We start from the raw sequence: 12,047 nt of genomic DNA, 5'->3' as shown, positions 1-12,047 counted from the left end.
CCCGACATGAGGTTTCTGGGGAGGGAGATGCGGCTCAATGATTGCCCAGAGTTCGTCATCGATTTCCCGGAATGCCATACATCCCGGGTTTTATTCAAGGTCTCTTATAATTGTGGGATGACCTCGGACATAGTCGTCAAGCAGACCTACCCGAGCGAGGATTCATGGTTTACGGTGATCGTCAGGGACCGTGAGTCTGGCAAGATCGTGGTCGAGGACGGGTTCGGAAAGAGTTTCGGCGCGGAGGAGCATAAGCAGGTCTACGTGCGCAAGTTCGGGGATTACCTGATCGAGTTCTCGGGGAACGAAGCAAAGGTGCACATAGAGATGCGCGCGCGGGGCGTGTAGGTCCACCGGGCAGATCGTTGAACAGGCTTTGACGCCAGAATTTCGGCACCTGCAGTCGTTGCCACGGCGATCTCATCTCCGGATGAGCAATCCTTTTTAACCTGGACAACCTAGTTGTTAGGGGAAAGGCACTCATTCTCGTGTCCCGGTAGGGTAGTGGATATCCTAGAAGCCTGCGGAGCTTTTGACCCGGGTTCAAGTCCCGGCCGGGGCGTTTTTCGATTTTGTGTTAGATTTTTTCGGATTAGGGACTCCTTCAGATAGTCATCCCGAACCTGGTTCGGTCGCCCGGGGTTCAACTAACTCCGCAAGGAGTCCCCGGTCTTTAGGCCGGGGAGGAATTGCGGTTCACATAGTCATGCCCTCCCGCGACCATACCTTTATCAGCACCGCGGAACGGGATACCCGCATGGCTGAGGAGAGTCGTCCCCCGCTGCCGCCGTTCACGTACGAAACGGCGGCACAAAAAGTTCGTATGGCCGAGGATGCCTGGAACTCCCGGGATCCCGCGAGGGTGTCGCTCGCGTACAGCGTCGACAGTGTCTGGCGCAACCGGGCGGAGTTCGTGAACGGCCGCGAGGAGATCGTCGCGTTTCTGCAGCGGAAGTGGGCGAAAGAACTCGATTACCGCCTGATAAAAGAGGTCTGGGCTTTTTACGAGGCGCGGATCGCGGTCCGGTTTGCATATGAATGGCATGATGACTCGGGGAACTGGTTCCGCTCGTATGGGAACGAGAACTGGGAGTTCGACCAGCAGGGCCTGATGCGCATTCGTCATGCCAGCATCAACGATCTGCCGATCACTGAAGGAGAGCGGAAGTATCGCTGGCCGCTGGGGCGGCGCCCCGACGATCATCCCGGGCTCTCCGACCTGGGGCTGTAGCGTATCCGGTAGAGGGCGGAGCGGGCCTTCGGGACCCGGACGGGCCATCGGCGCCGGGGCCGGCGGGGTGGTGGCGGTGATCGTGAGGGTGCTCGGCGGGGGGTGAAGGGGACTCGAAGAGGTCTTAGGAAGGGACTTGTTATGACAGGTCTCCTTTACTCTTCTGTCCACGCAAGGATCTCGCCCCTCTTCTGCCGCTCCAGACGGTCAAGATCTTTGCCGGCCCCAACAAACCTGACACCAACGATCCTCATCCGACCGCCGGCCGAGATCTCACTCGTAAGGAGATAGGAGATCGGAAAGAACTCGCGCACCTTCGCATCGATCTTGTGGCCCGAGCATATCATCTGGACATTATTGCGGTCGAGGATCGACCAGATCTTCTCCCAGAGATAGTATGATCCGGTGGAACCAAATGGATTGTCAACAAAGAGCACTTTCGCGGTGTTCCGGTCATGCCTGCCAACGACAATCGCTCTGATTGTTGATATGAGAACAACCAGAAGGATGATGTGCATCGTGTTCTCCTGCCCTTCAGAAGCCTTGATCTTCTCCCAGAGCTGGAACGGATAGGTATCGATATCAATCTTGCGTATTTTTACGCGGATCCTGCCCATATCCATCACTCTACCCACCAGTTGGCCCGGTGCGAGCGCCTTCTCAAGTTCCCCCCGGCTGAGAGTGCCATCCTGGATATGAGCAGTAAGGTCCTGAATATAGCGGTGCATCTCACCCCGGGCCACCTCGTCACGATAGGTGCAATCTTCAAAGTTGATCCGTAGCATCTCACGGGGATTTCCATCGATCTCGATCTTCGAGAGTCCGGGGATCATTACAAGGTAGTCCCGGTAGGTTATCGCCATCCCCAGGGCCTGATCGATGATCTTCGTCTCGACCTCAAGAAGCCCCTCCACCTGTGCCTGCACCGCCTTTGCCCATCCGGTGACTGTGGCAGCATATCCCTCCAGGCTTTGCTGTATGAAGGTTGCCTCGCCCACACTCTCCGCTATGCGGATCTTCCCCCTGACTGTCTCGATAAAGTAGTGAGGAACGTTAATTTCATCGACGTTCCGGAAGAATTGGTCCTTTGCGGCACTGAAACGCTCTTTCTGCTTCGTCGTGCTCCCGACGGCAGCCGCAAGTTCATCCTGGAAGTAGCGGTAGCCTTTAAGCTCCGATGCCGGGGCGGCACCTTTCTCGATGATATGGTGAGTGCTGTCAAGTACTTCGTAGCCATTGCGTTCAGAAATAAGGCCCTCAAGCGCTTTTTCGCCTTCCCGGCGCACAGCATCGAGGTGTGCAAGTTCCGCCTTGAGGGTGAGGATTTCTGCCTCTAACCTCTTTTGATCGGCTTCCAACGGCTTCGGATCGATGAGATCTGGATCCCGGGTATATGCTTCCGGGGCATGGGCGTTAACTTTCCTCTCCGCCTCTTCCATCTCCAGGGAGAGAAGGTGGTGTTTTCCACGCACATCCTCATACCGGCCAGCGGCTTCTTTGAGGAGGCGCTCCGCGTCCTCAAGACTCCGGTCAACCTCCTGGATATACTCAGAGGAATAACGCTCCTCTGGGTCTCCTGCTTCGATCTCCTCAATAGAGATCCGGTAGCTGCTGATATCGTTCAGGTCGTCCTCAATCTGCTTTCTGTCACGGGCGGTATCTCTCTCGTAACTCTCGTGGTCCTTCACAACCCTGTCGACCACCTGCCGGACACTTCGGTATTCACTCCTGAGGCGGTCGATATCTGTATCCAGCAGGGTTGGAACATCCTCGCTTGCGTACGGCCTGTACTCGGAGATCTCCTGCTCTACCTTCCGGAGGCGCTCCTTCATCTGGTTGTTGATCTCCTCCAGTCTCTTGAATTCAGAATCGCACCGGCTGATCCCCGCCTCGATCTGTCGCTGCAGCGCCGTAGTTTCTTCGACGTTCCGGTGCTCCTGCTGCAGGTTGCTGAGACTCTTCTCCCTCTCCTCCGTGACTATGACGAGATCGGTGAGCAGAGCGAGCTTCTTCTCGAAGAGGCCTATTGCCTTTGCCTGCTCCGCCATGTTGGTCCGGGCGTGAGGGAGGGAGGAGTCATCCTCCTGAATCTGGTTTCGCAGTGCTGCAAGCCTTGCCGCACTCTCGTTTTTCCGTTGCAGGTGCTCCCGAAGATTGGCCACCCTTTCCGGCTCAAATGCTGATGGATACCTGTCGATGAAGCGGCGAACGATGTCAAAGTCGTGGGTTATCGCCTCTAACGCCTCATCGGCCCTCTGTATCTCCTCATTGATCGTGCGGATCTCTTTTCGGAGGTGCTCGGCTGCACGGTCGCTCGCGAGCGCTTCAAGCGACTGTTCGGGCGTCCGGGAGGAGATGTAGACATCTCCAAGTGAGAGCGGCCTTCTCTCCCGGAGATGGTCGATACTGGTGATAACGATTGCGGCGTCCTGGACCTGTGCCGGCAGGGCCATCGGGTTGCGGACGACTGCCTCGAAATCCCCTTTGAGGAGGAGAACCGCCTTCGGGAGCCAGGGTGCGTTGGCCAGGCACTCTCTCCGTTCGTCATCGGGGATCCCCTTCAGGTGTTCGGCGCCGCTTATGGCGGTCGGGTATTTTTCCTGTAATCTCTCAAGAGCAGTCAGGTACTCGCCGCTCAAGGTGACGCCGTACGTCTCTGTGTTCTCCAGATCCCGGGCAAGGTCCTCACGACGGCTCCTGTAGCCTGCCAGCATCCCATGCAACTGTTCCCTCCTGGCTTTGAGATGTGCGGCACAGGCCTCAATATCGTCCAACTCATAGATCTCGGCGATCTGTCGTGCAGAACCTTTTTCGGCCGTATAATTGGCGATCTCCCGCTGAAGGGTTTCAATTGCCCGATCCAGATCTGCCATCCCCTTTTCCAGCTCCGGCTCAAGCGCCTGGTTCGTGGAGAGCCGCCGTTCGATCTCGCTGATCTCGCTTGCGAGCCTGCTGTAAGTCTCTTTTTCGGCAGCAAGCCGCTCTTCTGTGGCCTCGATCTGGTCGGAGCGGGAGAACCAGGAGGAGACTTTCGGGCACCGTTCATGCCTCTGCACGAGTTCTTTCTCCCGGGCCTCCAGTTCGACGGACTGCCGCTCGAGTTCGGTGATCCGCTTCCTGATACCCTCTGCCTGCTTCCTGGCACCTCCGAGGTCCCGCTGGAGGCTCATGTTCTCGGCATGGATCTCCTTCGCCTGGCTCTGCCCCGCCAGAAGTGCCACGCTGACTCGCTCTTTCTCTGCGGCAACCAGGGTATGGAGGGTCTTTCCCAGGGGGCGCAGCCGGGCGAACAGTTCCTGGTGCTCCTCCTCCATCTTCCGCATGATCTCCTCCCGCTCCCGGATCTCTGCTTCACGCTCCCTGATCGAGAGGTACTTGTTCACCGCACGGGCAAAGTCGGCCCGGTGCTTCAGTATATTGACCGTCTGTTCATGGTCCACCTTCTCCGTTTCCGCCCGTTTGAGCCTCTGCCCGGAGAGGTTCAGGCGTACATTCTGGAGCTTGAGCCCGGTTCTTTCGCTCTCATTATGCACACTCTCGCAAGCCGCTCGCTTTTCGAGAATTTGCGCCTGCAGTTGCCTGATCTCTTCCTCTTTCTGGGCGATTGCCGCGACGTACGCGACATGCTGCGATGCCGCTCGCTGCTTTGCCTCCTCGTATGCCCGGTACGATCTGAGGAGGTGACCGTTTGCCGTCTGGAGGATGGAGATCTCGTTCTGGAGGTGCTCGTACTCGTGCAGGCGTGCCTGCTCCTCCTGCAGTTTCCTGAGATCCTCCTGGGATTGATATAGTGAGTCGGCGAGCGCTTTCTCGACAGGATCTTCGTCGCTACCGTGAAATTTGAGTCGTCGCCTGTCCTGGAGGCACCGGTCTATCATCTTGATCAGCAGGTCCTCAACGAATGCCCTTGAATCCCTGAAACTGTGAAAGTGGGTCTTTAAGTAACTCTCCTGCCGGTTGATGAGTTTGATGAGTTCCCACTCCGACTCGATGAGATAGTAGTCCTTGAGCCGCTCCAGGTACTGCTGCCGGGTCTCGGCTATCCAGATATCATACCCTGCTTTTGCTTTTTCCCGGAGCATCTTTCGGGTTTCTGAATAGTCCAGGGCGAGGAAATCTGCTCCATCTTCCCTGCAAAGAGGAATCTTATCGATATCGAGGTCGTTTGGCCCGCCATACAGGTGCAGGTAGGAGAAATACTTGATCTCGTCACTCTCACCTTCGTCTTCCTGATCGGACTTTCGTTTTGCGCAAAATCCCGTCAGGAGATATCTTTTCCCATCTACGACCTCGTCCAGTTCCCATTCGGCCAGAACATGGGTCGTACGGTTGCGTTCGCCTCCGGCAAACATGTACTTAAAGGGCTTGTTCGGGTCAGGAGCGGCATTCGGGAGGACGCACTGGAGGATGAGCATCAAAAGGACCGACTTTCCCATGCCGTTGCCCAGTTCATAGGTGCCATTGCGGCCATAGAATGGCATGCGGAAGTCCTGGTATAACCCTCTCCCCTCGTTGAACTGGGCGTTTACTACCCGCACTGACCGCAGTTTAGGCATCTCCATCGCCCCCCTGATGGCCAAGCCCATCAATGAAGAGTGTGATGGCGTCCTGCACCTCGCGGTTGCTGTAGACCTCACGAATGATCGCCTTGCAGCGAGGGGTGAGGTAGACGGCATTGTCGTGCTCTTTCGCGAGCTGGTTCTTCTCCAGGAAGGCGATCGTCTCGTTGATCAGGGTGCTCTTTGAGCTGACGCCCCACTGTTTCTTCTCGTCCGGATCGTCTTTCTTGAACTCTACCGCCGGGAGGCTGCTCCACAGATCGTGGATGATCTTGAAGTTGAACTGGTATTCCTCGCCTGTCTTCTCAAGATCCTGGATCGCTCCCATGGCCTGAATCTTCTTCTCGACGGCTGCAAGGAGGTTTGTCTTTGCCACCTTCTCCACGTAGGCATCGTACGCGGATTCATGGTAGAACTCGGTGATCAGGACGTGTATGATGAAGAAGACAGTGTACATCCCGGGGTTGTTGAACCCCCTCCCAAGGCTGCTCCGGATCTCGGCGTTTGATAGTCCAAAGACCCGATTCTGTACACCGGGGCTCAGGTACAGGGCATCGTTGTACCTGCAGACAAGCAGGCCGTGCTTCTCAGCACAGAACTCCAGCGCCTCCCTCACCTCAGCCTCCTGGTCGTAGCGCAGGAACTCCTTTGGGTGATCTTTGCGTGCAATCGAGCCTTCCGCCAGCATGCAGTGAAGCATCTCCAGGGCGGTCCCAAGGTTCTCCCGGTCAAATTTCATGCAATCGTTCCCCGATAAACGTAAGATAAGAGAGATACACGTCCTCTTCTTCCCTGATCAAGACCCGCCTTTCCGGCCGGGAGATCACCCGGATTCGATGAAACTCGCCCCCGCTCCGGGCGGCGGCAGAAAGCAGGGCTTCTACCACCGGCTCATTCTGGCCTTGCGACGGGTGAAGGTCGAAGATAGCCTCGTATGCCTCACCGTCCCTGATACCTTTGTTCAGCTCGATCAGGAAGGGGATCAGGTCGATGTGGTCTATCCCCTCATCTCCCAGGCGTGTGCGGATCACGTTCAGGTAGGCCGGCAGATCTATTGTTTCACTCTCCGCCAGCGCGTCAACCAGCAGCTGCGCATAGATCCTAAAGTTCTCATCCTGCCGCCCCTCCACAATCTTCTCGATGGACTTCCTATCGCCCCACTCCTCACTCGTCCTCACCTCCGTGTTCTCCGCCGTCCTCCCGATGATCCTCTGCGGCTCAAAGATCGAACTGAGGCCAAACGTCCGGGAAACGTTCGGGAGGAGGAGAGGGTGCATCTCCACGATATGCACCTCGTTAGGTATGTTTGCACGGATGTGGTTCTCCAGTGCTTCCTGGAACTGGTACCTCCGGTCAAAGAGGGATTTCATGCGGACCTGGCAGATCCACTCATACTCAGAGGGAAGATCGGTATAGTCTTTCAAGAGGGTGTTGTGGAGGGTATACCCGTACTCAAGTTCGGTCGCAAGTTCCTGGATGGCGATAAAGTCCTCTTCCCTCCCGAACGATTCGGGGGCGCGGGCAATCCTCTCCTGGTCCTTCGAGAGGTCGCGGAGCGTCGCCTGGACCTGGGTGAAGAGTTCCTGCTCCTGCTTGATCTGAGAGATCACTTCCTGCGTGTAGTTGGTAAAGCCTTCAGCCACATCAGGGTCGCCGTACCTCATCCTGTCAAGCAGTGCCTGTTTCTTTCCTTTCTTGCGGAGTACTTGGAGGTTGAGGTTCCTCACCGTCTCCAGGGCGTTTCTAAAAGAGCCGCTCTCGATCTGTTTCTTAAAGAGAATGAGGGCAACCGTGATTCTGGACTCTTCGGGGAGTTCCTTGATGCTGATCATGAACTCGAGGCCTTCATCGGTGATCCGGTAGCCGTCTTCGGTCACATCATACTCGATCAGGTGAACGTAGTGGTTGACGGGTCTTCCCCGAACCGGGTCCTGGTACCGGAAGCAGTAGAGCTCATTCCGGGTATTTGTTTCAAGGAAGCCGAGCACGGTTCGCGTCACTTCCCGGTAATCGAACTCCCGGTCCGGGTGAATCCCCTTCATCGTTGCTTCGATGTGCGCCCGGATCTCATCGGACTTGAGAACACGGCCCTGGAGCCTGCCCATCTCGATGAGCAGGGTCAGCACGTCCAGCGCGAGGTAGGGGGCGTCATAGTCCAGGGCTTGCACGGGACGAGAGGTATAGGCCTCGAAGAACGGGTAAAAGCATTTAAGATGCTCCATCCGCTCGTTGATCTCCTTAAAGCGCCGAAGTGAGTCCGCCATCTCCAAACCTCGATAGATCGGTGGCGTTGAGGACCTCCTGCGGGAGGTACCGTTCTGCTGTGACGATCTGCCTGATAGCGTCTCCAGTCTCTGCATCAAAGAAGTCGAGGAAGGGGGAGAGGGTGCCGGCCCGCTGCGGCCGCCGCAGGGGGCGTGCTCCTGCGGGTCCGGCCTTCTGCAGGATGAAGGCGTAGAGGGCGGTAGCCGGCCGTATGTCGTACTCCGGGTAGCGTGCGCGGAGCCGGTTATAGATGGAGATTCCCTCCCGATCGATATCGCCGAAGTAGCGGTAGCGGTCATCCGGCACCCCGCCGACCGTCTCGATGTACTCAAACTTCTTCAGGATTGCATTTCCCTCCCCGTAGATGACCAGGTGAATGCCGGCGAGCACGCCGTCCATCACCGCCTGTTGCAGCGTCCAGAAGGTATCCTTGTTCTCGACGATCAGGACGGTTCTCTCCGCCTTCCCCTGCAGGTTCAAGAAATCCTTCTCGATCCAGAAGAAGGGTTCATAGACCTGCTTTGCCCGGATGTCCACAAGGGTAAGACGCAGGTTCCTGAGGATAAGGGCACCCTTGACCGAAGCCTCATCCGGCATGGCGAGCGCTTTTTCGTCGCCGAAGAGTTCGTATGAACGCTCGTTGACGGTCAGGACCTCGCACTCCCCGCGGCGAAGAATGAGGTCGTTGATCCTCAGGATGTGGTTGCGGTCTCTGAGATACTCGTCGCCATGGGTCGCATAATAGTCAATGTTGATCGGCGGGGAGAGGGAGACGAGTTCGTTCCGGTGCTCCGGCGAGAGGGGGGCGCCGACACCGGCGATCACGTCCCGGCGGATGGTGTATCTATCGGGGAGCCCCCCGTACTGCTGGAGCGGCTGTGCACCCTTCAGCGGCTCCAGGATGCCGCGTGCGATGAAGGTATCGACCGTTTTGATGAATTTGTGCTGCCTTGATTGATCGGCAAACAGGTTGATCCCGCGCTCTTTGAGGGCGCTCTCGATCTCGGTGAGATGGATGCGCTTGTTTTTGTGCTCGAACACGATGGTTCTGATCAACCGATCCATGATTCTATCCGGGACTATATGTGGGATGTGATATAGTCTCTTCGATCTGAGGGGAGATACAGGCTATTTAGGTCATATAATTTTCCTGCTGGGGGAGAGAGGCGGGTTTGCGCAATACATATTCCAAGGTAGCACCTCTCTCTCCAGCAAAAGTCCCCACGATGAGATAATCGTGTCCATCGACCACCTGAAAAAGGTGGTTCCTCTCTCCTTATCCACCAACGGCGCTCATACGGTGGTATGGGTGACTTCGTCCTGACAACTCAGGGTTCTGACGTGTTCACGCACCCAACGCGGCTTCGCAACGCAGCCGGCTGCTTCCCGCGCTCAGCTCCTCTCACATCTTCGTTCGGTACGCCTGCATCGGGTGCCGGGGATTTTCGGGAATCGTATACTCAAGAGTTCCAGCGCGAAGTAGAGGAGAGAGATAACTCCGGAACACCCACTTTTTGTTTCTCCGGAGGAGCACCGCGAGTTCATCGGCCGTATACGCCCGGATGCTGCAGAGTTCGGTGATAACCTGCTGAACCTGCCCCGGCGGACTTCTCTGCCCGAGGTTTCGGATAGCCTCCGCAAGCTTGGCAGGTAAGTAGGCAGGTAAGCCCTCAGGCATGGTAGGTAAGCCCTCAGGCATGGTAGGTAAGCCCTCAGGCATGGTAGGTAAGCCCTCAGACACAGGGTGACCTCCTCCAATGGCTCCCCCTCCTTCAACTGTCTTCTTTTCCTCTTCCCCCGGATGGAGCAGCCGCCGGGTAGGAGTATAATACGTCGCCGATGCGTGGGAGTGCTGCACGAGCAGCCCCAGGTCTCGGAGCCGTCGTAGCGTTCCACTTGCCGTCAGCGTGTCAAGACCCGTATAATCCCGGCAAGTAGCATTATTGACGGAACCGATCTCCCGAGCATGAATCAGTATCTGTGCCTCATCAGTGCTGAGGTTTGCATCCTTAAAATGCTCAAGCCACTGGATATCCTGCTGATCGAGGAAATGGTGCATGAGGAAGGTTGCCGTGAAGAGATCCTGCTCGCGCTCAGATTCAAAGGTCGGTGGCGAGAGACGTGCACTCTTCATAAGCTGACGCATGACCCGGATTCCACTCCCCTTACTCTCTGCAAACTTCGTCTCGTGCAGGACACCGGCGATCGTCGGGTTGCGCGGTTTTGAGCCCGGTTCACCAAGCGTCTCAATCGGCTTAAGGGAGTGCCCGGGATTTCGTATCTCAAGCCGGTTTGCATATCGGATAACCTGCACCGGACTATGGATGAGGTAACTTCTGTGCATCAGAGCATTGACCAGCGCCTCACGGATGACTCGCGGTGGGATGCGAGGCTCCTCCTGCCGCATGAGACCGTCGGACGTAAAGGTGAACGCACGGGGAATATCATCCATGATCGCTGCCTGCCCTCGCGTTAACAGATGGAACAGTGACTCACGCATCTCAATTGCTTCAAAGGGGTGATTCGGGTCTTCGATCCAATCGCGCCCGGGAACGCGGAGGTAATCCAGACGCGTCATCGGGAAAAACTTACGGAGCGCTTTTTTCGATCCGAACAGAATGAGGCCGGCAACAGTCGGCCGAAGCGTGTCTTCACTCATCTTGACGCAGTGGAGCGACTCAAGAAGCTCAGCGTTGCTCCAGCGGAGTTCCTCCGCATCAGGGTCAACGCCGATGCGAACACGACGATACTCAGCAATGGCGTCGCCGTCCAGATCATCAAGCGTCGCATCGGCAACGATTGTTTCATCATACGGACGCACCCCCCTCTCCTGATAGAACACCTGAAGGTCATCGTCGGTGCACTGCTGATTCGTCGAACCGATCCGACGGAAAGCACCTTTTGGCAACCCTACTTTCTTGAAGAAAATCGGCTTATCTCCTGCTTGAGCCTCGGGTATGAAGATGCCGACAACTGCTTTGCCTTCAATCGTTTCGACAAAGCATTCGGGGCGAAGCACCCGATTAAAACGAGAAGCACATTGTTCGGCAATATCATGCTGAATTTTATCGGGATTCTCGATACCTACAACGCAGTACTTCCGATCCCGGGGCTCCTCGCATTCACGGATGCCCAGCAGGAGGAAGCCCCCGGAAAGCCCCGGCTCGTTGGCATAAGCACATATCGTCTCCATGACCGATGCACTGACTTCACGTGCGGTTTTTGCTTCAATGCGCGGGTGTTCATCAAGCTCATTCAACTGGTCGAAAAGTTCGGAACATCTCATCAAATTACCTTCTCAAGCAGCACTGCAATTTCCAGTTTGACTTCGTCAGATTCCATCTCAATCACTCTCAAATGCCAGAGGCAGGACACAGATGAAGTGGTTGAAGTTAATCACACAACTGGCCCCTCGTAAAAAGGAGCATTTTTTCACTCTCCAACGGCGCGGGGCATTCGTTAATCTCTCCTGGTGAGAGATTATCGGTTCACGGACGATGAGCGTTGTTATTTGAACCGGTGCGGGCAACGGATGGCGCGGATCCGGGCGCTGGAGGGGTGGCGGGCGGAAAAGGCCGGGGAGGAGAGGAGGGTTTTGACGATCAGCGCCGGGGCCGGCGGGGTTGTGGGCGGGGTGGTGGCGGTGATCGTGAGGGTGCTCGGCGGGGGTGAGCCCAGAGAGACTGGATGAGTCACTGTTCCATACGATGTTTCCGGTGCATTGTTACACCCCGCCGGAGGAATGTGAGGTAGAAGGACAGTGCGTCTTCGCCCTGCCGTTCGGTCTCCGGTCTGCCAGGAGTACGGCACAAGCATACCGGCTGCAGTCGGCGGGAACCGTGAGCCCATTACAAAACGGCTATAATGGCTCTGTTGAATTCCTTCCAGACAACGACAATCACGACTGTTTGTACTGCCTTCGTTAGGTTATGGAGGATCACTTTGATCTTGATCTCTTTGACCTGGTACCAGTATTTTCGTGCCTTTAGTTC

Annotated in this window: 7 protein-coding genes, 1 tRNA gene and 2 pseudogenes; 4 read left to right on the top strand and 6 right to left on the bottom strand. The window is 56.5% G+C overall.

The window, feature by feature from the left end:
• The 3 genes and pseudogenes from FGW20_RS13175 to FGW20_RS13165 all read left to right on the top strand — a co-directional run.
• Window positions 1–348 (top strand): annotated as a pseudogene (locus FGW20_RS13175) (hypothetical protein); the annotation flags it as partial.
• Window positions 349–490: 142 nt separating this feature from the next.
• A tRNA-Arg gene (locus tag FGW20_RS13170) sits at window positions 491–562 on the top strand.
• Window positions 563–757: 195 nt separating this feature from the next.
• Window positions 758–1,231: a nuclear transport factor 2 family protein gene (locus FGW20_RS13165; RefSeq protein WP_301678541.1), complete on the top strand. Its 474-nt coding sequence runs from the start codon at window positions 758–760 to the stop codon at window positions 1,229–1,231.
• Between the two features lie 155 nt (window positions 1,232–1,386).
• On the opposite strand, the gene FGW20_RS13160 is transcribed toward FGW20_RS13165, so the two are convergent.
• The 5 genes from FGW20_RS13160 to FGW20_RS13140 form a co-directional block, all read right to left on the bottom strand.
• Window positions 1,387–5,712 carry a coiled-coil domain-containing protein gene (locus FGW20_RS13160; protein WP_301678540.1) on the bottom strand — a complete coding sequence of 1,442 codons (4,326 nt, stop codon included), beginning with the start codon at window positions 5,710–5,712 and terminating at the stop codon, window positions 1,387–1,389.
• A 67-nt stretch (window positions 5,713–5,779) separates the two neighbouring features.
• A complete protein-coding gene (locus tag FGW20_RS13155; RefSeq protein WP_301678539.1) occupies window positions 5,780–6,529 on the bottom strand; it encodes a DUF6063 family protein in 750 nt (249 codons plus the stop codon).
• Window positions 6,519–8,054, bottom strand: coding sequence for a hypothetical protein (locus tag FGW20_RS13150; protein ID WP_301678538.1), 1,536 nt, complete (start codon window positions 8,052–8,054; stop codon window positions 6,519–6,521). The genes FGW20_RS13155 and FGW20_RS13150 overlap by 11 nt, the downstream gene beginning before the upstream one ends.
• Window positions 8,029–9,120: a Wadjet anti-phage system protein JetD domain-containing protein gene (locus tag FGW20_RS13145; RefSeq protein WP_301678537.1), complete on the bottom strand. Its 1,092-nt coding sequence runs from the start codon at window positions 9,118–9,120 to the stop codon at window positions 8,029–8,031. The genes FGW20_RS13150 and FGW20_RS13145 overlap by 26 nt, the downstream gene beginning before the upstream one ends.
• A 337-nt stretch (window positions 9,121–9,457) precedes the next feature.
• On the bottom strand, window positions 9,458–11,314 hold the full coding sequence (locus FGW20_RS13140) for a DUF8451 domain-containing protein (protein WP_301678536.1): 1,857 nt from the start codon (window positions 11,312–11,314) through the stop codon (window positions 9,458–9,460).
• A 213-nt stretch (window positions 11,315–11,527) separates the two neighbouring features.
• On the opposite strand from FGW20_RS13140, the gene FGW20_RS13135 reads away from it, so the two are divergent.
• A complete protein-coding gene (locus FGW20_RS13135) occupies window positions 11,528–11,746 on the top strand; it encodes a hypothetical protein (protein WP_301678535.1) in 219 nt (72 codons plus the stop codon).
• A 157-nt stretch (window positions 11,747–11,903) separates the two neighbouring features.
• Here FGW20_RS13135 and FGW20_RS13130 read toward each other — a convergent pair.
• A pseudogene (locus tag FGW20_RS13130) lies at window positions 11,904–12,047 on the bottom strand (IS5/IS1182 family transposase); the annotation flags it as partial.

Source organism: Methanoculleus methanifontis (assembly GCF_030464365.1).
GTDB classification, from domain to species: Archaea; Halobacteriota; Methanomicrobia; order Methanomicrobiales; family Methanoculleaceae; genus Methanoculleus; species Methanoculleus methanifontis.
Note: the sequence above shows the minus strand (reverse complement) of the source record. Positions and strands in the feature narration are given on the sequence as shown.